At 49.0% G+C, this 21,414-nt stretch carries 15 protein-coding genes; 10 read left to right on the plus strand and 5 right to left on the minus strand.

Annotated features, from left to right (window positions below):
• Positions 1 to 73 precede the first annotated feature (73 nt).
• On the minus strand, positions 74 to 2,782 hold the full coding sequence (gene malT / locus LZU85_RS01210) for an HTH-type transcriptional regulator MalT (protein ID WP_040110391.1): 2,709 nt from the start codon (positions 2,780 to 2,782) through the stop codon (positions 74 to 76).
• A 555-nt stretch (positions 2,783 to 3,337) separates the two neighbouring features.
• On the opposite strand from malT, the gene LZU85_RS01215 reads away from it, so the two are divergent.
• From LZU85_RS01215 to rimO, 4 genes are all read left to right on the plus strand, one after another.
• Positions 3,338 to 5,791: a glycogen/starch/alpha-glucan phosphorylase gene (locus LZU85_RS01215; protein WP_045597592.1), complete on the plus strand. Its 2,454-nt coding sequence runs from the start codon at positions 3,338 to 3,340 to the stop codon at positions 5,789 to 5,791.
• A gap of 112 nt (positions 5,792 to 5,903) precedes the next feature.
• Positions 5,904 to 8,084: a 4-alpha-glucanotransferase gene (gene malQ / locus LZU85_RS01220; RefSeq protein WP_011082140.1), complete on the plus strand. Its 2,181-nt coding sequence runs from the start codon at positions 5,904 to 5,906 to the stop codon at positions 8,082 to 8,084.
• Positions 8,085 to 8,270: 186 nt separating this feature from the next.
• Complete coding sequence (gene glgB, locus LZU85_RS01225; protein WP_237286160.1) at positions 8,271 to 10,499, plus strand: 1,4-alpha-glucan branching protein GlgB; 2,229 nt, start codon at positions 8,271 to 8,273, stop codon at positions 10,497 to 10,499.
• Between the two features lie 247 nt (positions 10,500 to 10,746).
• Positions 10,747 to 12,156 carry a 30S ribosomal protein S12 methylthiotransferase RimO gene (rimO, locus tag LZU85_RS01230; protein WP_237286161.1) on the plus strand — a complete coding sequence of 470 codons (1,410 nt, stop codon included), beginning with the start codon at positions 10,747 to 10,749 and terminating at the stop codon, positions 12,154 to 12,156.
• A 77-nt stretch (positions 12,157 to 12,233) separates the two neighbouring features.
• On the opposite strand, the gene LZU85_RS01235 is transcribed toward rimO, so the two are convergent.
• Positions 12,234 to 12,821 (minus strand): LysE family translocator, encoded by a 588-nt coding sequence (locus LZU85_RS01235; protein WP_015727381.1) that lies wholly within the window; start codon positions 12,819 to 12,821, stop codon positions 12,234 to 12,236.
• 122 nt (positions 12,822 to 12,943) lie between these two features.
• Between LZU85_RS01235 and LZU85_RS01240 the strand changes: the two genes are divergently transcribed.
• A complete protein-coding gene (locus LZU85_RS01240) occupies positions 12,944 to 13,384 on the plus strand; it encodes an Lrp/AsnC family transcriptional regulator (RefSeq protein WP_015727382.1) in 441 nt (146 codons plus the stop codon).
• Here the strand turns inward: LZU85_RS01240 and pcp are convergent.
• Positions 13,381 to 14,019, minus strand: coding sequence for a pyroglutamyl-peptidase I (pcp, locus tag LZU85_RS01245; protein ID WP_040110398.1), 639 nt, complete (start codon positions 14,017 to 14,019; stop codon positions 13,381 to 13,383). The two genes, LZU85_RS01240 and pcp, sit on opposite strands and share 4 nt — an antisense overlap.
• Positions 14,020 to 14,426: 407 nt before the next feature.
• Here pcp and LZU85_RS01250 point away from each other — a divergent pair, with 407 nt between their 5' ends.
• The 3 genes from LZU85_RS01250 (at position 14,427) to LZU85_RS01260 (ending at position 16,560) form a co-directional block, all read left to right on the plus strand.
• Positions 14,427 to 15,608: a lytic polysaccharide monooxygenase gene (locus LZU85_RS01250; protein WP_237286162.1), complete on the plus strand. Its 1,182-nt coding sequence runs from the start codon at positions 14,427 to 14,429 to the stop codon at positions 15,606 to 15,608.
• Positions 15,609 to 15,803: 195 nt separating this feature from the next.
• Complete coding sequence (locus tag LZU85_RS01255; protein ID WP_237286163.1) at positions 15,804 to 15,959, plus strand: hypothetical protein; 156 nt, start codon at positions 15,804 to 15,806, stop codon at positions 15,957 to 15,959.
• Complete coding sequence (locus tag LZU85_RS01260; protein ID WP_237286164.1) at positions 15,949 to 16,560, plus strand: Fic/DOC family protein; 612 nt, start codon at positions 15,949 to 15,951, stop codon at positions 16,558 to 16,560. The genes LZU85_RS01255 and LZU85_RS01260 overlap by 11 nt, the downstream gene beginning before the upstream one ends.
• Before the next feature lie 81 nt (positions 16,561 to 16,641).
• Here the strand turns inward: LZU85_RS01260 and LZU85_RS01265 are convergent, their stop codons facing one another.
• Positions 16,642 to 17,244: an HAD family hydrolase gene (locus LZU85_RS01265; protein ID WP_237286474.1), complete on the minus strand. Its 603-nt coding sequence runs from the start codon at positions 17,242 to 17,244 to the stop codon at positions 16,642 to 16,644.
• 214 nt (positions 17,245 to 17,458) lie between these two features.
• Here LZU85_RS01265 and LZU85_RS01270 point away from each other — a divergent pair, with 214 nt between their 5' ends.
• On the plus strand, positions 17,459 to 19,081 hold the full coding sequence (locus LZU85_RS01270; RefSeq protein WP_237286165.1) for a methyl-accepting chemotaxis protein: 1,623 nt from the start codon (positions 17,459 to 17,461) through the stop codon (positions 19,079 to 19,081).
• A gap of 68 nt (positions 19,082 to 19,149) precedes the next feature.
• Here LZU85_RS01270 and LZU85_RS01275 read toward each other — a convergent pair whose 3' ends face one another.
• Positions 19,150 to 19,695: a hypothetical protein gene (locus tag LZU85_RS01275; RefSeq protein WP_237286166.1), complete on the minus strand. Its 546-nt coding sequence runs from the start codon at positions 19,693 to 19,695 to the stop codon at positions 19,150 to 19,152.
• A gap of 275 nt (positions 19,696 to 19,970) precedes the next feature.
• On the opposite strand from LZU85_RS01275, the gene LZU85_RS01280 reads away from it, so the two are divergent.
• The gene (locus tag LZU85_RS01280; protein ID WP_237286167.1) at positions 19,971 to 21,398 is read left to right on the plus strand and encodes an NAD-dependent succinate-semialdehyde dehydrogenase; all 1,428 of its coding nucleotides are present in this window, start codon (positions 19,971 to 19,973) and stop codon (positions 21,396 to 21,398) included.
• Positions 21,399 to 21,414: the final 16 nt, after the last annotated feature.

Raw genomic sequence — 21,414 nt, forward strand, 5'->3', positions numbered from 1 at the left:
CATAGAAAGAAAAAAAAGCCGATCGATTGATCGGCTTTTGAGTGTTGTAACTATTATCTAAAATCGGGAGTATTTAATACCCCATCAACTGCAAGAGATTCTCTGCGGTGGTGACCGCTTCTTTACGGTTGGCGATATTGAGTTTTTGGTACAAGTTGCGGATGTGGGTTTTGATGGTGGTGCCCGCCACATCGAGCTCTTGGGCGATCTGCTCGTTACTAAAGCCAGAATAGATCAAACCCAGCACTTGCCACTCTCTTTGTGTCAGTGGGCTGGTGCGCACTAACTCAGGCACATTCGGGTGGGTGACCAGTTTCTCGACAAATTCTTCGTCAAAGTGAACCGAACGGCTGCGCTGATTGGAAGAGATGTCTTTCATCAATTGCAGCGCGCGGTGGCGTTCTAAGTCACCCAGCTCATGGCGGTTGGTGAGTTTTTCCAACAAGGTGCCAATCGTCGCGCCATCAATCAAGAAATTACCGACCATACCAGTTTGGTTAGTGAGCTGCAGTGCTTCCTTAAGCAGCACTTTGGCTTGATTTTCATCTTTCTGATGAACAGCGAAAATTGCCTCAATGATCAGGTTACGGTTGCGATCGGTGACTAAATTCGCTTTCTCAGCCTCACTTTGCAAGAAATCCAAGGCTTGGCGCGCTTGGTCGTATTGACCAAGGTTGATGTGAGCACGAGCGATATTGCGCCACTGTAATTGGCAGAAGTGGTTGCAGGCATTTTCAGGACGCACTGCCGTGTCTAGCCACTCTTGAATTGCGTTGAGTTTGCCTTTCGCTTGCCAGTATAGGATCAGTGAAAGTGAAGCATTGGCGGTCCAATCCACGTGGTAGGTGGACTGCTTCATCAAATGTTGAATGTGTTCGATGAACTTGCCTGCGCGATCGAGCTCGCCACGGCCAATCGCAATGCGAGCCAGCATCGAATAACTGTGCAAGTGTTTACTTGGCGCGTGATTTTCCAGAATTTGCAGCCCTTTGTAAGCGCACTCTTCGGCTTCGTCCAAACGGTTCCAACACCACAACACTTGCGCTCGTACGCGCAGTAAGAACTCATGCAAAGGCACATGTTGAAGCTGCTGCTCCTCAATCAGACGGAAGGCGGAATCTTGCAGCTCAAACGCTGCTTGCACATAGCCTTGCGCGATGAGGATTTCGCTTTGCTGCAAAATCGCCCACAGCGCTTGGTGGTAAACCTGGTATTGGCGCGCCAGCTTTTCGGTTTGCTGCATCATTGGCAGAGCGCGATCAAGGCGGCCAATCACGTGGTTCACTTCCCCTACGACTGAAGTAGCGACGATGCGGCTGCGGTAAACCGTGCTATCCAGTTGGCTTAATGCCAGTTCAGCCAGCTCGAGGGCTTTTTCTGGATCGTTGCTGTTGATCGCTACCTGAGCAAGTAATGCATTCGCTTGGCCTTGGTATTGGATATCAAGATCAATATTGCGCTTTTTGTGCTCATTTTCTGCTTCGGCCAGTAAGGTGCCCACTTGGTTGTAGCGGTGCTGACTTTGTGCAAGCCAAGCGCGGAGCATGGTCAGTTTTGGGTTGCTGAACAGCAGATCTTTTTCCAGCAGATTGATGGCGGATTCCAGAGTAGATAGCTCACCTTGGTTGAACATTTTCCAACCAAACTCGTTGAGGATCTCCGCCACCAGTTCTCCGTCATACGCTTTTTGGGCGTGACGAATCGCTTGATGCGGGGATTTTTGTTTCAACCACGCGATGGCAGCATTGCGGTTGAGCTCCTGCTCCTGTTGTGGAATACGCGCTTGACGCTCGTGAGACAAAAACTCGCCAAACAAGTTGTGGAAGCGGAACCAGTTTTGCTCCCCTTCAAGCGGGTAGATGAATAAGCCGTAGCGGTTGAGAGATTCAATCATCCCCAATGCATCTTCACGCTGGGTGAGAGCGTAAACCAGCTCATCGTTAAAGTGATCGAGCACTGACACCTGCATCAAGAATTTGCGAGTATCGGCATCGAGCAAGTCAAACACCTCTTCCACCAAATAATCCCAGAGATGAGCATGATTAAACTGGGAAACCGATTCGGCCGATTGCGCTAAGGTGCGTTTTTGATGCTGTGCTTGAAGGGCGATCAGTTGCAATGCCGATGGCCAGCCTTCCACATAGTTACGCAGATTATTCGCGGTATCTTCATCGATGCCATCGGCGACGCGCTGGTTGAAAAATCGTGTGGTCTCTTCGGTGTCGAAGGCCAACATCTCATTGCCAATCTCAATCATCAGATCGCGCACACGCAAGTTGGCTGTGCCCAGAGGTGGGTTGGCACGGCTGGTGACCACAAGGGTGAGGTTGTCTGGCATGTGTTTTAGGAAGAAACGCATCGCTTCGTGCACTTCTTCGTTGTTGATCACGTGGTAGTCATCCAGTACCACATAGCACTCTTGATGAAAGTCGACCATCTCAGCGAACACATCGCTAAACAGCGAGCGCAGGGAGGAAAACTGGCGCTTTTCTGCTAATTTTTGTGCATTGTTGCAGTTGCCATTAGTCGCTTTATTGAGTGCTTGCAGCAGGTAGTTAATGAAGCGGAAACCGTCGTTATCACTGTCATCGATGCTGTACCAACCCACGTTGGTTTTGTCTGCCAACCATTGTGCAGCCATGGTGGTTTTTCCGTAGCCAGCGGGAGAGCGGAACAGCACCAACTTATAGTAAGGGGCTTGTTGCAGCAGCTCTAACACTCTCGGGCGGACAATCGCATTATGCAGTCGGCCTGGACGTGTGAGTTTTGAAGGAATCCACATTCTAATACTTCCTTTTTATATTGGGTTTTTCATGGCAGAAAAACCGGATGTAGCCAGCGAACAAAAATTAGACAAAATGCTCGAATTGCTGGGCATGTTACGTTAAAGAAATCACCTCAGACTTTGATCCACTTCCTAATTCTCAAGAGTTGATGGTTTTGACGCCAACTACGCCCCAATTTTGTGAATTTGATCTATAAATTCTCCATCTGAATCGTTAAGTAAGAATGGCATTGCGCAATATTTTGCAACATTTTTCATAAACCAAAACTTTATTGTGATCGAATTTACAAAAATGGATTTTCTAAAATCGCTCTTCAACCTGGGCGTCATATTTGCCATCTAGAGTTATTAGTTGATGGCTGTGATCTCAATCACTGCAATCTGGTGTCTGAGTGGGAAAGGTGGGAGACGGATCACTAACAGTCCCCCAATCCCCCCTCTACGCCCTTGCCCCTCCTCCTGTAGAGGCTGAAAACTAGGAGGATGTTTATTCATTGCCATCCATGCACGATGTATCGCAGATGGATTAGAACCAAAAGTGAGATTTCGGTAATGAAACCTACTCAACAGAAACAGTTCGACAAAGTGTCGTTCCAAGAAAGTGTTAAAAAACACCTGTCAGCAACCTATGCACACACGCTTGAAAACGCAGATAGCCGCGCTTGGTATCTTGCAATGGGCCGTGCGTTAGCTGAGCTGACAACTTTTGATTTGCTTGCAACAGAGACAGACAAAAAAATCGTTGAAGCGAAAAGCGTCAACTACCTATCGCTTGAATTCTTGATTGGCCGTTTAACCGGTAACAACTTGATCAGCATGGGTCTGTACGAGCAGATCACCGAAGCGATGGCAGAGCTTGGCCAAAACCTAACGGATCTTCTTGAAGAAGAACGCGACCCATCATTGGGTAATGGTGGTCTAGGCCGTCTAGCAGCGTGTTTTATGGATTCTTTGGCGGCGCAAGAGTTCCCAACCGTGGGTTACGGCTTGCACTACGAATACGGTCTATTCAAACAATCCTTTGAAGCAGGTCGTCAAAAAGAAGCGCCAGACGCATGGCGCGGTGTAGAAGGCTACCCATGGGAAGTAGCTCGTCCTGAATTGGCTCAAGAGATTGGTTTCTACGGTCATGTTGAAGTCATCAACGAAGGTGGCAAAGAGCGCCGTCAGTGGGTACCAGGCATGCATGTTAAAGCCATGCCATGGGATCTACCGATCGTAGGTTACGAAAGCGATACTGTTTATCCGCTACGTTTGTGGGAATGTCAGGCGATTGCGCCATTCTCACTAGAGAGCTTCAATAACGGTAACTACTTTGAAGCGCAGCACGCACTGATCGACGCGGGCAACATCACCAAAGTACTTTACCCGAACGACAACCACGAAAAAGGCAAAACGCTACGTTTGATGCAACAGTACTTCCACAGTGCAGCATCGGTACGCGATATTCTTCGTCGTCATGAAGCGGCTGGCCACACATTGGCTTCGCTACCAAACTTTGAAACCATTCAGTTGAACGACACGCACCCAACCATCGCGATTCCTGAGTTGATGCGTATTCTGATTGATGAAAAAGGCCTAAATTGGGATGAAGCGTGGGCGATCAGCTCGAAGACATTTGCTTACACCAACCACACGCTATTGCCAGAAGCATTAGAAACGTGGAGCGAATCTCTGATTCAGCACCTACTTCCTCGTCACATGGAAATCATTTACGAAATCAACCACCGCTTCCTACAAGAAGTGCGTGCGAAGTGGCCTGGTGATGTTGCGAAGCAGCAGAAGCTTTCTATCATCCAAGAAGGTTTCCACCGCATGGTTCGCATGGCAAACCTGTGTGTGATTGGCTCTTACGCAGTCAACGGTGTAGCAGCGCTTCACTCTGAGTTGGTTAAACGTGACCTATTCCCAGAGTTTGATGAGCTTTACCCAACACGTCTACAAAACGTGACAAACGGTGTAACTCCACGTCGTTGGTTGAAATTCTGTAACCCAGGTTTGTCTGCACTGATCTCTGAGAAGATTGGTACGGATTGGCCTGCGCACCTAGAGCAGCTAGAAGGTGTTGCCAAGTTTGCTGATGACGCGAAATTCCAGAAGGAATACATGGCGGTTAAGAAGGCGAACAAAGAGCGCCTAGCGAACTGGGTGAAAGAGAACATGAACATCGATCTCGATACTAATGCGATCTTCGATGTGCAAATCAAGCGTCTACACGAGTACAAGCGTCAGCACCTAAACATGCTGCACATTTTGTCTCTGTACCACCGCCTACTGAACGATGCGAACTTCGACATGGCGCCACGCGTGGTGTTCTTCGCAGCGAAAGCGGCACCGGGTTACCACCTAGCGAAAGAGATCATTTTTGCGCTGAACAAGATTGCAGAGAAGATCAACAACGATCCACGTATCGGTAACAAGCTAAAAGTGGTCTTCATTCCTGATTACCGCGTGAGCATGGCTGAAATCATCATTCCAGCGGCGGATGTGTCTGAGCAAATCTCAACCGCAGGTAAAGAAGCATCCGGTACTGGTAACATGAAGATGGCACTGAACGGTGCGTTGACTATCGGTACTATGGACGGTGCGAACGTTGAGATTCGTGAAGAAGTGGGCGATGACAACATCTACATCTTCGGTCTAGAAGTGGATGGCGTAGAAGCGCTGAAAGCGAAAGGGTACAACCCATTCGACTACTACAACGCAGACCCACTACTGAAAGCGTCGATGGATCTTCTTCTTGGTGAAGAGTTCACTCCGGGTCAACCTGGCCTACTACGAGCGACCTTCGATAGCCTACTCGATGGCGGTGACCCGTACCTATGTCTTGCAGACTTCGCTTCCTATGTGAAAGCGCACGAAGCGATGGACAAACAGTACCGCGATCAAGCCGGTTGGGCGAAGAAAGCGATTCTGAACACCGCTTTGGTTGGCAAGTTCAGTTCAGACCGCTCCATTCGCGATTACGTGAACAACATTTGGAAACTCGAAGCTGTTCACCGTTAATCAACAAAACCAAGGTAGCCCAATGGCTGCCTTGGTCCTTTATCTACAGATAATGACTAGCAGCAAATAAACCCTACATTGAAGGTTTTCAGAAGTACCTTCGGAGAGAGCGATGAAAGAACAAACAGCATTAAAGAAAGTCGCAGAAATGGCACGATTAGCTGACAGCTATGTCAGCGCTTGGGGAGACGAAGCATTGGTCTCCGAAGAAACGCTACGCCGCCTGCTCAACTCTCTTGGCTATGACACTAGCAGCGATGAAAAACTACTGGCTTCAGCTGAGAAAAAACACAAGAAAGACGTATTAGCGCCAGTATTGGTATTGCGTGATGGCGATCCGGTGGAAGTGGAACTGAATCTTGGCACCAGTGCGCGTGAAAGCGAGTTCAACTGGCGTTTAGAAACAGAACAAGGAGAGGTACTGGAAGGCTATCTTCAGTCACAGATTGTTCGCGATGAACGTGCCGAGGGTGGCCCTCTAGTGTTTGCCCTGCCAAAAGATTTGGCTTGGGGTTATCACAAACTATACGTGAGCCGTAAGCGTCGTAAAGCACCGTATGAAATGGCGTTGATCATCACGCCACGCGCTTGTTTCAAACAAGATTCTCTAGAGTTGAACAAAAAGCTCTGGGGCCCAAGTATCCAGCTTTACACCCTACGCACCCAGCACAACTGGGGTATCGGTGATTTCGGCGATCTTAAATTGCTGGTGAGTGACATCGCATCTCGCGGCGGTGATTTCATCGGTCTGAACCCGATCCACTCGCTATTCCCTGCCAACCCAGAAGGCGCTAGCCCATACAGCCCATCGTCTCGCCGTTGGTTGAACATTCTTTATATCGATGTGAGCTCTGTTCCTGAGTTTGCGCTCAGTGCGGAAGCGCAACAGAAAGTTGGCAGCGCCGAATTCCAGCAGCGCCTGCAAAAAGCGCGCGAATCACATTGGGTGAACTACACCGAAGTGGCAGAGCTGAAAATGAGCGTATTGCCACTGCTGTTTGCGGAGTTTAAAACTCGCCATCTCGACAAAAACAGCGATCGTGCTCGCGCGTTCTTAGAGTTTGTGGAAGAAGGTGGTGACAGCCTCGTGCACCAAGCGGCGTTCGATGCATTGCACGCAGAGCTACACGCGCAAGATTCAAACGTGTGGGGCTGGCCAGTTTTCCCTGAGCAATACCGCCGCTTTGATTCTGCCGCGACGCAGAAATTCATCAAAGACAACCAAGAAAAAGTACACCTTTACATGTACTTGCAGTGGATTGCCGACGGCCAGATCAAAGAAGCGCAAGCGCTGGCTGAAGAGAAAGGCATGTCTGTTGGTCTCTACCGTGACCTTGCAGTCGGTGTGGCTGATTCTGGTAGCGAAACATGGGCAGATAACGGCAACCTAGTACTGGATGCTAGCATCGGTGCGCCACCGGATATCCTTGGTCCACTGGGGCAAAACTGGGGTCTGCCACCACTCAACCCTGAAGTGCTGCAAGCCACAGGTTATGACGCGTACATCAAACTGCTGCGTGCCAACATGAAACATTGTGGCGCACTGCGTATTGACCACGTACTTGGCCTTCTTCGCCTATGGTGGATTCCAAAAGGCGAAAAAGCGACAGAAGGGGCGTACCTCTACTACCCAGTCGAAGACATGCTAGCGATTTTGGCGTTGGAATCTCACCGTCATCAGTGCAGCGTGATCGGTGAAGACTTGGGTACGGTGCCAGATGAAATCGTTGATATCCTGCGTGATGCGGGCGTGCACTCATACAAAGTGTTCTTCTTCGAAACATCAAAAGAAGATGGCGGTTTCATTTCGCCAAAACACTATGCCGATCAGTCGATGGCGGCTTTGTGTACCCACGATATGCCAACGCTTCGCGGCTTCTGGCATTGCGATGACCTCAAAATGGGGCGTGAAATTGGCCTCTATCCAAACGAAGAGCAGCTCAATGGCTTGTTCGACGATCGCCTAAAATGCAAGCAAGGCATTTTGGATAGCGTGCGTTGGCATGGTTACTTGCCAGAAGGCATTGGCCACGATGCGCAATACGTGCCAATGGATGCGCATTTAAGTGAAGCATTGCAGTTGCATGTTGCAGCAGGCGCTTCCGCATTGCTCAGTGTTCAGCTGGAAGACTGGTTGCAAATGGACAACCCAGTCAACATCCCGGGCACGGTCGATGAGTACCCGAACTGGCGTCGTAAATTGTCGATGAACCTTGAAGAGATTTTCAGCCGTGAGGATGTGAATCGAATCGCTCGTCGTCTAACGGAAGTGCGCGCGCAAGCGAGCAAATAAGAGTGAACTCAATGAGATGACCCATATGTAATGACTTGATTTGCAGACAGAAACTACAGCCTGGGTCACTCTCTGTATACCAGTAAAATGGTAGAATGAGGTACCGTTATTATGCCCGCACCAATAGCGGGCATTTTTATTATTTGCGTACCTTGTGGATGAACAAGAATAAGTACGCGGTCGTGAATGAGGATTGTGTTCACAACGTTGGCTGTTTGGCGAGGGAAAAAAGGTTTGAAAAAATTAGTAAAAAGTAAAGTGAATCAGATGTTTGAGAAATTGTCTCAAGCCGCTTGTTCAGAGCCGTTTGCATTTTTAGGTCCATTTATCGACCCAACACAAGGGGCACTGCGCGTCTGGATGCCGGGTGCAACGGGGGTGGCATTGGTATTAGAAGGCCAACCACGTATCGCGCTTGAGCGAGAAAAAGAGAGTGCCTTCATTCTCAAAGCCGATCTCAATCTGCATCTTACCCATTATCAATTGGCGATCGATTGGAATGGCGTCGAGCAACTTGTCGATGACCCATACCAATACCACGGTATCTACGCCGAGTATGACGATCTCCACACGCCGAAAACCATGTATCAACACATGGGCTCACAGTTCATGACGCTTGAGCGCGACGGCAAATCAATCTCAGGCATCCGTTTCTTGGTGTACGCACCGCATGCGACCGCAGTAAGTCTCGTGGGCTGTTTCAATGATTGGGATGGCCGACGCCATCCAATGCAGCGCCTTGATTACGGCATTTGGGGTCTATTCATTCCGGATTTAGCCGAAGGGGTGAGCTACAAATTCGAAATGAAAGGGCCGAAGGGTGAAGGCTTACCACACAAAGCTGACCCTTGGGGTTTCTACGCAGAGCAATACCCATCTTTTGCTTCCGTCACGTACGATCACGCTCGCTACCAGTGGCAAGATGCCCAATGGCAAACTCGCCCAGTGACCGAGAAACGCAAAGAAGCGCTCTCTTTCTACGAGCTGCATGCCGGTTCTTGGAAGCGCAACGAGCAAGGTGAATTCCTGAATTATCGCGAACTGGCCGCCGAGTTGGTGCCATATTTAGTGGATATGGGCTACACCCATGTTGAACTGATGCCTGTTTCTGAGCACCCGTTCTACGGCTCTTGGGGTTACCAGCCTGTGGGTCTCTTTGCACCAACCAGCCGCTATGGTTCACCCGATGATTTCAAATTCTTCGTCGATGCGTGTCACCAAGCGGGCATTGGTGTGGTATTGGATTGGGTGCCTGCGCACTTCCCATCGGACGATCACGGCTTGGCCAATTTTGATGGTACGCCATTGTTCCACGACCCAGATCCACGCCGTGGCTGGCACCAAGACTGGAACTCGTTTATCTACGATCTTGGCCGCGAGCAAGTACGCCGTTTCTTGGTTTCTAATGCACTGTATTGGTTTGAGCAGTTCCATATCGATGGTATTCGGGTGGATGCGGTGGCATCGATGCTGTATCTCGATTATTCACGCAGCCATGGCCAGTGGATACCGAACATGGATGGCGGCAACGAAAACTACGATGCGATTGCCACCCTAAAATGGATGAATGAGGAAGTGTACAAATACTTCCCGAATGCGATGACGATTGCGGAAGAGTCGACCGCTTTCCCTGGCGTGTCCGCACCGACCTTTATGGGCGGTTTGGGCTTTGGCTTTAAGTGGAATATGGGGTGGATGCACGATAGCCTTTCTTACATCAAAGAAGAGCCTGTTCATCGTAAATACCACCACAATACCCTCACGTTCCCGCTCGTTTACGCTCACAGTGAGAACTACGTCTTGTCGCTTTCCCACGATGAAGTGGTGTACGGCAAAGGCTCTATTCACAACAAGATGCCAGGTGATGAGTGGCAGCAAACCGCCAATTTACGTGCGTATTTTGGTTACATGTATGGTCAACCGGGCAAAAAACTCAACTTTATGGGCGCGGAAATTGGCCAAACGGCAGAGTGGAATCACGATGACCAACTGCAATGGTTCTTGCTCGATTTCCCCCGTCACCAAGGCGTGCAAGCCTTGACGCGTGATCTCAACCACTTGTATCGAAATGAAGCGGCGCTGCACGATCAAGATTGCATTCCAGCCGGTTTTGAGTGGCGTTTACAAGATGCTGCCGAACAGAGCATTATTGCGCACGAGCGTATCAGTGAAGCAGGCGAGCGTATCTTGGTGGTGAGTAACTTTACCCCTGTGCCACGTGATGAATTCCGCTTAGGCGTGCCAAACAAAGGCCGCTACCAATTGCTGCTCAACACCGACGACAGCAAATACGCAGGCAGCGGCTACGAGGTTGTAGTAGACGTCAAGAGCGAAGCGGTGGTCAGTGAAGATTTAGCCCAGTCGATTGTGCTGCGCCTACCACCACTGTCGACCCTGTTCTACAAACTTAGTTAACGATTTGTTCCTTCTGGAATGAACGGTGAGGGAGGTTAAACACCTCCCTTTTTTGTTTGTTTTTTGCTCAAAAATACATTGCAGGATCTATGCATTTTTTTATCCTCAGTTATAATTCGCGCTCGCGATACCTAAGCGGCTTTTAACAAGCAACAGAAGCCTTTTCGCTATCGATTTTTCACCAGTAAACCGTGGCGATTCGATCACTGATGACTGGCACCAATCAACACTGGAAGCAAAGCAAGTAATGACAGTTCAAACGTTTACGCCAAACCAAACCACGACGTTGGATACGGCCAAAAAAACCATCGAGCAACAGAGCCAAGAGTTAACGCCAAGCGGCGGTAACAAAATCGGTTTCGTCTCATTAGGTTGTCCCAAAAACCTCGTTGATTCTGAACGAATCCTGACGCAACTTCGCACCGAAGGCTATGAAATCGTCAACAGCTACCACGATTCGGACGTGGTGATCGTCAACACTTGTGGCTTTATTGATAGCGCAGTTCAAGAGTCGCTCGACACTATCGGTGAAGCGCTTAAAGAGAACGGTAAAGTGATCGTGACCGGTTGCTTGGGCGCGCGTGAAGATGAAATTCGCGAAGTGCACCCGGGCGTTTTAGGCATTACGGGCCCACATGCGTATGAAAACGTGTTAGAGCACGTACATCAGTTTGCGCCAAAGCCAGAGCACAACCCGTTTACCAGCCTAGTGCCTGACCACGGCGTGAAGCTGACGCCAAAACACTATGCTTACCTAAAAATATCGGAAGGCTGTAACCACCGTTGTACCTTCTGCATCATCCCGTCCATGCGTGGTGACTTGGTCAGCCGCCCGGTGGGAGAAATCCTCAGTGAAGCAGAACGTCTGAAAAACGCAGGGGTGAAAGAGCTATTGGTGATCAGCCAAGACACCAGTGCCTACGGTGTGGACAGCAAACACAGCCTGGGTTTTGCTAACGGTTCTCCAGTGCGTCAAAACATCAAAGCGCTGAGTGAAGAGTTGGGCAAAATGGGCATTTGGGTGCGCCTGCACTACGTTTACCCATACCCACATGTGGATGATTTGATCCCGCTGATGGCGGAAGGAAAAATCCTGCCTTACTTGGATATTCCATTCCAGCACGCCAGCCCGAATGTACTTAAAGCGATGAAGCGCCCTGGCCGTGCGGAACGCACGCTCGATCAAATCAAAAAATGGCGCGAGATCTGCCCAGAGTTGGTGATTCGCTCAACCTTTATCGTTGGTTTCCCAGGCGAAACGGAAGAAGATTTCGAGATGCTGCTAGAGTGGCTAAAAGAAGCGCAACTGGATCGTGTGGGCTGTTTCAAATACTCACCAGTAGAAGGGGCGGCTGCAAACGACATTGATGATCAGATCTCAGAAGAAGTGAAGCAAGAGCGTTTTGAGCGTTTCATGCTGGTTCAACAAGAAATCAGCGCGGCGAAGCTACAAAAACGCATTGGCAGAACCATGAAAGTGATCATCGATGAAGTAGACGAAGAAGGCGCGATTGGCCGCACCTACGCGGATGCACCAGAAATCGATGGTTTAGTTTACCTAAACGGTGAAACCAGCCTCAAAGCAGGCGAGTTGGTGGATGTGCTTATCGAGCACGCTGACGAATACGACCTATGGGGCTCGTTGGTTAGCGCCTAATCTCGCTGTGTTACGTCACACCGACAAAGAGCCGATGATTCGGCTCTTTGTTTTTTTCTGTCACTCTCTGTCTACGGTTAGTTGAGCATTGGTACGGTCGACAGCAACAGCAGTAATGCCATGCTGATATTAAAGCTCTTTACTCGGGTATGCGTGGTGAGCCAGCGCTGTAACTGAGTTCCTGCCGCGGTCCAAAAGCTGACCGAAGGCAGATTGGCCAAAATGAATACCCCAGCGATCAAAACCAATTCCCACCATTGACTCCCGGTGCTGTAAACGCTGACTGCCGTCAGGGCCATGGTCCAGCCTTTTGGGTTCACCCACTGGAAACTTGCCGCTTGCAAAAAACTCATCGGTTTAAAATCTTTTCGCTCACTGGCTTTGCCGCTGAAAGCAATCTTCGCCGCCAGATAAACCAAATAGCTCAAACTGAGGTACTTAAGGATTTGGTGCGAGAGTGGGTAGCTGTGAAAAAGCCCCATCAAGCCCACACCAATGAGCATCACCATCACCGCAAAGCCAAGCGTAATGCCGAGCATGTGCGGAATGGTACGAACAAACCCGACATTGGCGCCGGAGGTCATCAACATAATGTTGTTGGGACCGGGGGTAAACGTCGATACAAAGGCAAACAGCGCCAAGGCGCTGAGCTGAGACAGCTCCATTTTTTCTCTCCTACACGTTGATAATTGTTTTCTGACCGGTCAACACAATCATAGGTAGTTATCGTCGCAATTTTGTGCTTTTATTTGATCATCAAGCCGACACTGCGCAAGAAAATTTCACTATGGATAGATTTGACGAAAAAATATTGCACGCCCTCAAGCGTGATGGCCGAATTTCAAATGTAGAGCTCTCAGAAAGGGTTGGATTGTCGCCTTCCGCGACTCTGCGCCGCGTGCAGGAGCTGGAGCGAAAAGGGGTTATCAAGGGGTATCGTGCGGTATTGGATAGCAACCAATTGGGGATCGGTTTTGTCGCCTACGTGTCGATTGGTTTGGCATCGCACAGCAAAAAAGCGCAGCAAGAGTTTGAAGATCACGTCCGCTTCGTTGATGAAGTGGTGGAATGCCACAACATTACCGGCGCCAATGAGTATTTGTTACGGGTAGAAACCAAAGATCTCGTCGCGTATAAGAAGTTTCACGCCGATGTGCTGGGTGAATGCGAGCAGGTAAAATCCATCACCACCATGGTCGTGATGGATTCGCCGAAAGATGAGCGTTAACAAATCGTGCCGCCAGTGTGTTTGGTGTCTTGTTCTGTTTCAAGGCAGGTCATCATCATAATTTCCAAGCCATGTACCAATGTCTCTAAGCTCATACTCGGTTGGTTGGAAGCACTGGCTTGCTCTGGCAGCAGAGGGATGTGGACAAATCCACTGCGAATTGCGCGTGTGTGCAAATGATGCTGAACACCGTAGAAAAGGTGATTGCACACAAACGTGCCTGCGCTGTGAGAGAGTTGGCACGGGATGCCTGCTTGTTGCAGCGCGTGGGTGATCGCCTTCACGGGTAAGGTCGAAAAATAGGCAGCAGGGCCCGTTGCTATGATCGGCTCGTCCACCGGTTGATGACCGGCATTGTCTTCGATGCGATAGTCATCCAGATTAATCGCAACACGCTCAGGAGTGATGGCGCAACGCCCTGACGCTTGGCCAATCATGAGTACTAAATCTGGTTGATGTGTTTCAACGGCTTGCAGCACTGTCTCGATCGCTTGGTAGCGAACCACAGGCACTTCACAGCCAATGATCTCCACCTGTGGCAAAGCGCGCGAAGCCATTTGCTTGACCAACTCCAGTGAGGGGTTGATTGATTCGCCACCAAATGGCTCAAATCCGGTGAGTAGTACCTTGCGCATAGAAAATATCCTTTAGACAACTGCTTCGCATAGAAAACCGCTCTGCACTATGCATCAAATCCGTCGGCTTGCCAATGAATCCGCCATAAACCTTGCCGAGTCAATTTGAAGTGACTCGAAAATGTTTGTTACACCAATCTCCGTGCTACAAAACGTCTGGAAAGCAAGTAGCAAACTCGCGACAAAAACACCCGACAATTTGCCCTATCCACACTATGAAACAGACATCCTGCTAGCTTTATTACACCCGAATAAGATCGGGATTAGAGGTTCTGTTACCCAAACTACGGGGAGTTGCAGGTAGGTGGCAAGTGAATGAGCGTAGCCAACGCCACTGCGGCATCAAGTAGCACGGGTATACTCTCCCGTATGCCGTAGAGGGAGTGACAATCACAAAAGGAAATAGGATGAAAAAAGCACTTTCTTTTTCGCTGGCTGGTGCCAGTGTTCTTGCCGCGTTAAGCACCTTTCAGGTTCAGGCTCACGGTTGGGTTGAATACCCAAGTGCCAGACAAAATACCTGTTATGAAGATGGCGGTTTTTGGACCAATGAGATCCCAAACCAAGCATGTCAGGCGGCGTTTGACGCCTCTGGCGCTTACCCATTTGTGCAACGCAGCGAAATTGCCGCGAACGTACCGAATTACCGCGATATGGCGCATGTCAAAGCGATCGTACCGAATGGCGAGCTTTGTTCAGCGGGTGATTCTGCCAAAGCGGGATTAAACATACCTTCACCCTATTGGCAGCGCACGTCAATCACGCCAGATGCGAACAATCAAATTGAACTGGTGTTCTTTGGTAAAGCGCCGCACAACCCTTCTTACTGGGAATTTTACTTAACCAAGCCGAGCTACGATGCGTCTTTGCCGTTGACTTGGGATGATCTGGAGCTGATTGACACCGCAGGTGACATTTTTGTCGATGAGCAAAAACGCTACCGCATGAAAGTGACCTTCCCGGCGGACCGCAGTGGTGATGCCATTCTCTACACACGTTGGCAGCGCATTGATGTGGTTGGTGAAGGTTTCTATAACTGCAGTGACATTACCTTGAGAAGCGGAGGCACAACACCACCAACAGACCCAACCGATCCACCAACGGAACCAGGCAACAACCTCAGCGTACTTGGCTATTTCGTACCACAAGGTTTTGGCCCTGTTGAATCCGGTGATACGGTTCGCTTGCGTACCTTTGACGCGACTGGCGCTGAGCAGGTGGACATCTCATTGGCTATTTCTGCCAACAACACCGGCACTTGGGCTGCGGAGCTGGCGGGGCAATTTAATGGTCAACAACATAAAGATTGGTACATCGGCATTTGGCACCAAGAGATGAACCACTACATGTACGACAGCAGCAATGTGTTTGCTAACCAAGTGCATGCACCTAGCGCTAACTTTAGCTACGCGCTTTCGTTGATCAAAGCGGATACCACGCCTCCAACGTTACCCACCAACGGTTGGAGTAAAGAGAAAGTGTATGTCGCGGGCGATGTGGTAAGCCACAATGGTCGTGAGTGGACGGCAAAATGGTGGACAACGGGTGAAGAGCCGGGAACCACGGGTGAGTGGGGCGTTTGGCGTTAAGCGATTGTTCTGCTTCAACACTGAGGAGGCTGCGGCCTCCTTTTTGCTAAGAGAATCTCGTCTAAGCTACGATGATTTGCGATTGTCTATGCCTTACTAGAGTTGAGTTTATAAATGGCATTGCGCTACTGAATTTGCTAGTTATAGGTTTGAAAGCTAAAATGACGACATTAGACATGTTGTTAGAGTATCGCGATGAAAAATGATAAGAAAGAAGTGAGCACAACAGATACCGAGCGTCGTTTTGTACCTAAAGCGAGAAACTTTAAAGTTAGTGCGTCTTATGAAGGGCTTACTTCAAGCGGTAAGCAAAAAACATTGGAGGCACTAAAGCGCCAGTATGCGAGATAAGTACGGCGCAGAGCAGGATCATTATTGCTATCCAGATTCCAACACTCTTGTTAACTTGCTTGATATCCGTGATAGCGACGAATTAGACACAGCAGAAGTTGCATTTTCTGAACTTAGGTATATCGAATATTCGAGTTCAGTGTTAACACTGGAAGAAATGGATATCACTCATTTCAAACACCTTCATTGGGTTCTTTTTCAGGATGTATATGGGTGGGCTGGAGAGTTTCGAGATGTTGATATAAGTAAAGGTAGTTCTCGTTTTGCTCATTGTGATTTTATAGAGCGTAGTCTTGTAAAAGAGTTGGGACGTATTCCTCAGTTAAGGCATAGCAAGGATCGCATTTCAGCTGTACGGCTTATTGCTGATATCTTTTGTGAAATTAATGTTATTCACCCATTCCGAGAAGGCAATGGTCGAGCAACACGTTTCTTTTTTGAAGAACTGGTTTTTATTGCTGGCTATGATATTAATTGGCCAGAGATATCAAAAGAAGAGTGGGTTGAGGCCAACATACAAGGCTTTTTGGGTAATACATCATTTCTTGAATCTATTTTTGATATCGCAATCAGTGGTGATAAATATCACTCTACTAACTAATTATATACTACGCATATCGAATACTAGCCGGTTCGATTTTGCTTAGACTAAGTTGAATATTATTCCGGTTTACTACACTACTCATCCCTGCGGCGCAACTCTCTCCCATTGAAAATACGCTTCGTCTGCCAGTGCCAGCATTGGGCGATCTTCATCGGTATCGCCATAGGCATAAATGCGCGGGTATTGGTCGATATCGCAATGTGCTTTGACTCTGGCAACTTTGCGGGTTTTGCTGCAATCCCCATTGAGGTAGGTACCAGTTAATGCGGTGTGGTGGATTTTCATTTCGCTGCAAAGCAATTCAATACCTTGGGTTTGACACCAAGGCGCAAGGTAAAGGTCGAGCGAAGCGGAGACCAAGATAATACGGTCGCCTTTGGCTTGGTGCCACGCCAGTTTTTCCATTGCTTCTACTCGGAGGTAATGAGGAATCACCTCAGCTGCAAAATGTTCCCCCAACTGTTGCAGTTGATGGGCATCGCGGCCACGGAAAGCCACCCAACTGGCAATCGGGCGCATTACATGTGCAGGCAACAGCTTGAGTTTGTATAGGGCATAAAACGGCATGATCACGAGCCGACCTAGCCATTTGCGCTTGGGAGACGCGGAGTGCTGCAAAAAGAGCGAAAACATATCTTCATGAGTGATGGTGCCATCAAAATCAAACAGAGCGAGATGCATGCGAATACCTAAGCGAAGGGGATAGCTGTTTATAGTGATAGGTAATGGAAAGCGCAAGTATTTCTGTTGTGTCATAGCAATATCGCTTTGCTCTCTAAGTTTGAGTCACTCATGACTCAAATATAAATAGAACAGAAATTAAACTTTTAGATCAGTCATAGAATAGAAAATGGCTTTTCCAGACAATATGCCTAAACAGTAACTAGGTAGTCATATGAAAATACAACACAAACTAACAATTCCTGTAGGCATTATTTTGCTGACGTTTTTGTTGGTCTCTTTTATTAATTATTCGCTGTCTGAAAAACAAGCCAAAATTGCCGATGATATTAACAATGGTATGTATCCGGTGGTTATGAGCCTAGAAGATGCCTATCGAGATTTATACCAAGCAAGCAATGCTGCTCAAGGATTGTTGCTATCGACGTCTGAGGAAGAGCTGGCATACCATACCGAAGAGTTTGAATTTAATGGATACAAAGCGATTCCACGTATCAAAAAAGTGCAAACATTAATCGACTCCCAACTTATCCCTTCAACAATGCAACGTGAATTAGATCGACTGGTCAATTTAACACAGAGTTGGATCTCTCTTTACGAGCCCATATTTAAGCGGCCTGAGTTCGCAGCGGCTTATTATGCTGATAATAAAGAGAAAATACACGATGAGTTTGTGCTGATGCGTGCTCAACTCAAAACCCTGAGTAATGCCATTGATGATGAGTTGATGTTGCTCAATCAGCAATATGTTGAACGCCAGAACTTTGTCGACAACGTGATCCTCATGGGTCTGGTGGCGGTGGTGATCAGCGTGTCGTTTGCCTACTGGGTGATTCAGCGTTTTGTGATGAAACCGATGCGACAAATTCAGGTAGCGATGCGCGATATTGCGGAGGGGGAAGGGGATCTTTCTCGCCGTATCGACATTCGCAGCCACGATGAATTGGGCGAGCTTGCGCACTCCTTCAACCAATTTACCAGCCGCATTCATAACACTATTGACGAGGTAGTAGCGGCAACGCAAAGCGTGCGCAGTAACATGCATTTGATTTTGCAATCGACACAGAAAATCAGCCAGTTTTCTCATGGGCAGCAGCACGAAAGCCATACGGTTGCGGCAGCAGTGAACGAGATGCAAGCCACCAGCCAATCCGTGAGTGACAGCGCGAGTGATGCGGCGGATTCCAGTTCGCAAGCCAGCCAGCAAGTGGCTCAAGCTCAACACACAGTGCAGCAGACGGTGGCGTCGATCGAGCATCTTGCCAGCGAAATAGAGACAGCGACGCAAGTGATTCATCGTTTGGACTCACAAGTAAGCAACATTGCCTCAGTGTTGGATGTGATTCGTGGCATCGCTGACCAAACCAATTTGTTGGCGCTTAACGCGGCGATTGAAGCGGCACGTGCGGGTGAGCAAGGGCGCGGTTTTGCCGTGGTGGCGGACGAAGTGCGCTCTTTGGCGAGTCGTACATCCGACAGTACGGGAGAAATTCAGGCGATGATTGAACGCTTACAGCAAGGCGCTCAAGAGGCGGTGGCAGTGATGTCGCGCAGCGTGTCTAGCCGTGAAGAAACGCTGCATAAAGCGAGTTATGCGACTGATTCCTTAGCGCAAATCGGTGCATCTATTCTTCACATGAACGACATGAACAGCCAAATCGCTTCTGCTGCAACTCAGCAAAGTACGGTGAGCGCCGACATAAACCTGAATGTGCAGAACATTGCTGACAGTTCAAAACAGATGGTCAGTATGGTGGCGCAGGTACAACAAGCGTGTGAGAGTCTAGACTCCCAATGTGAGCAGCTGGATACGTTGTTGGGACGATTCAAAATCTAGTCAGTAGAGAAGCAAGTCAAGCGCTGCGAAAGCGTATTTTGCAGCGCTTGAGTGGTAGAAAAGACGGATCACTCGATTTTGGCGTAGTGGTCCACCGCGAAGCTGAAAACAACCTTCATCATGAAAAACAGCGAGCAGGCCAAAAACCAAGGTTCCAGCGGTAACATAGTTAAGAGTAATAACCCGTAACACAATAGGTTTGCCGCAACGATCAATTGAAGTCGATGCCCCTTGAGTGCATTGATGATGAGAGCGGCTGCAATGGTGCTACCCCATACAATCCAAGCGTTCAGTAACGAACCTCCGAGCAGCCAAGCAATCACAACAATATGAAAATGAATGGCGATAAAGGTGTATCGACTACTCGGACGAGCGGCGTAATATTGGTTTGTACCTTTAGTGAAGTTAGCCACGCAGCCAGCCAGCACGTCAGCGATGACAACAAAGCCCACAACGATCTTCCAATTAAGCTCCGAAGACGTTGGTAAATAGAGTTGCCAATAAATGAGGAAAGTGCCAGCGATAGCGAAAGCGAACACACTGGCAATTTCAAATACGGTTTGCCGCTCACCGAAAACATCATGCAGGGACTTAGGTACTTGAATCTCAGCCATCATTGGCTCCTGTCAATTAAGGTTGTGCGACCACTATCAAATAGCTACCAATGATAAATCAATCTTGTTTATCGCGTTACTTTGGTTGCATGGTTTATGTTTGTGATGGGGCACAGTTTGGCGGTTCCTTGGGGTAGGTTGGACGTGCATAGAGATCGCGAAACGACAAATAGTGACGATTAGGCGTATAGTGTCTCTGATTTGGCCCACACTGAAAGGGTCACCCATTTTCATTGCCAGCAAAACGGCAATGTCACGCTCAATAGGAATCCAGTATGAACTCATTATTCAGGCAGCAATGTTATCTGCTCGGGGAATGGCGCGGTGCGCCGCAAACCATGACCATTACCAATCCTTTTAACGATGAAGTGATTGGTACGGTGCCGAATATGGGGGAAAAGGAGACCCAAGAAGTGATCGCGGGTGCAGACAAAGCGTTTCAGCAGTTTAAAGCACTCACGGCACAAGAACGGGCCAATCTGCTGCATTGTTGGCATCAGTTGATCCTAGAACACAGCGATGAGTTGGCGCACATCATGACGTTAGAACAAGGTAAGCCATTGGCTGAAGCGAAGGGAGAAGTGCTTTATGCCGCCAGTTTTATTGAATGGTTTGCTGAAGAGGCGCGCAGAGCCTATGGCACGCTCGTGCCAAGCCACAAAGCAAACGCCAAGATTTTGGTGACCAAAGAGCCGATCGGCGTGGTGGCCGCGATTACCCCTTGGAACTTCCCTGCGGCGATGATCACCCGCAAGTGTGGCCCTGCCTTTGCAGCGGGTTGCCCGGTGATTTTAAAACCCGCGCCGGATACCCCTTTTACCGCACTTGCACTGGCTGTGCTGGCGGAAAAAGCGGGTTTTCCTGCTGGGGTATTTAACGTGATCACCGGTGATGCGGTTGCGATTGGTGGCGAACTGACCAGTAACAAGCGCGTTCGTAAATTATCGTTCACGGGCTCAACGCCGGTAGGCAAACTGTTGATGCGTCAATCGGCAGACAACATCAAAAAGCTCTCTCTTGAATTGGGTGGCAATGCCCCGTTTATCGTCTTTGAAGATGCCGATTTGGATGCCGCCGTTGAGGGGGCAATGATCGCCAAATTCCGCAATGCCGGGCAAACCTGCGTCTGTGCAAACCGCCTTTATGTTCAACGTTCGGTCTATACAGAGTTTTGTGAAAAATTGGTGGAGAAAGTCTCAGCACTTAACGTGGGCAATGGTTTTGACCAAGGCGTTCATCTTGGCCCGCTGATCAACGATGCCGCAGTCGCCAAGGTGGTGCAACACGTCGAAGATGCCCAAAGCAAAGGGGCGCACATTGAATGTGGCCAATTGCCCATGGCAGGCAGTCGACTTGTGCAGCCTTTGGTGCTCAGTGGCGTGACGGATGAGATGTTGGTGGCGCAGGAGGAAACCTTTGGCCCAATGGCACCACTGTTTGTCTTTGATAGCGAAGAGGAAGTGCTGGCGCGTGCCAACAACACCGATTTTGGCCTCGCGGCGTACTTCTATACACAATCGCTCTCACGAGCTTGGCGCGTGTCGGAAGCGCTTGAAGCGGGCATTGTCGGTGTTAATGAAGGATTGATTTCCACCACCGTTGCGCCGTTTGGTGGAGTGAAAGAATCGGGCTTAGGGAGAGAAGGTTCATTCCTTGGCATGGATGATTACATGGAAAGTAAGTACATCCTGATGGGGTTATAAAAGGCGTGATTGAGGC

Origin of the sequence: Vibrio floridensis, assembly GCF_021852965.1 — a bacterium.
GTDB classification, from domain to species: domain Bacteria; phylum Pseudomonadota; class Gammaproteobacteria; order Enterobacterales; family Vibrionaceae; genus Vibrio; species Vibrio floridensis.

Excerpts from the sequence above, each read along its gene's own strand:
- malT (WP_040110391.1), bottom strand. The coding sequence starts at position 2,782 with ATGTGGATTCCTTCAAAACTCACACGTCCAGGCCGACTGCATAATGCG.
- LZU85_RS01215 (WP_045597592.1), top strand. The coding sequence starts at position 3,338 with ATGAAACCTACTCAACAGAAACAGTTCGACAAAGTGTCGTTCCAAGAA.
- malQ (WP_011082140.1), top strand. The coding sequence starts at position 5,904 with ATGAAAGAACAAACAGCATTAAAGAAAGTCGCAGAAATGGCACGATTA.
- glgB (WP_237286160.1), top strand. The coding sequence starts at position 8,271 with ATGAGGATTGTGTTCACAACGTTGGCTGTTTGGCGAGGGAAAAAAGGT.
- rimO (WP_237286161.1), top strand. The coding sequence starts at position 10,747 with ATGACAGTTCAAACGTTTACGCCAAACCAAACCACGACGTTGGATACG.
- LZU85_RS01235 (WP_015727381.1), bottom strand. The coding sequence starts at position 12,821 with ATGGAGCTGTCTCAGCTCAGCGCCTTGGCGCTGTTTGCCTTTGTATCG.
- LZU85_RS01240 (WP_015727382.1), top strand. The coding sequence starts at position 12,944 with ATGGATAGATTTGACGAAAAAATATTGCACGCCCTCAAGCGTGATGGC.
- pcp (WP_040110398.1), bottom strand. The coding sequence starts at position 14,019 with ATGCGCAAGGTACTACTCACCGGATTTGAGCCATTTGGTGGCGAATCA.
- LZU85_RS01250 (WP_237286162.1), top strand. The coding sequence starts at position 14,427 with ATGAAAAAAGCACTTTCTTTTTCGCTGGCTGGTGCCAGTGTTCTTGCC.
- LZU85_RS01255 (WP_237286163.1), top strand. The coding sequence starts at position 15,804 with ATGAAAAATGATAAGAAAGAAGTGAGCACAACAGATACCGAGCGTCGT.
- LZU85_RS01260 (WP_237286164.1), top strand. The coding sequence starts at position 15,949 with ATGCGAGATAAGTACGGCGCAGAGCAGGATCATTATTGCTATCCAGAT.
- LZU85_RS01265 (WP_237286474.1), bottom strand. The coding sequence starts at position 17,244 with ATGCATCTCGCTCTGTTTGATTTTGATGGCACCATCACTCATGAAGAT.
- LZU85_RS01270 (WP_237286165.1), top strand. The coding sequence starts at position 17,459 with ATGAAAATACAACACAAACTAACAATTCCTGTAGGCATTATTTTGCTG.
- LZU85_RS01275 (WP_237286166.1), bottom strand. The coding sequence starts at position 19,695 with ATGGCTGAGATTCAAGTACCTAAGTCCCTGCATGATGTTTTCGGTGAG.
- LZU85_RS01280 (WP_237286167.1), top strand. The coding sequence starts at position 19,971 with ATGAACTCATTATTCAGGCAGCAATGTTATCTGCTCGGGGAATGGCGC.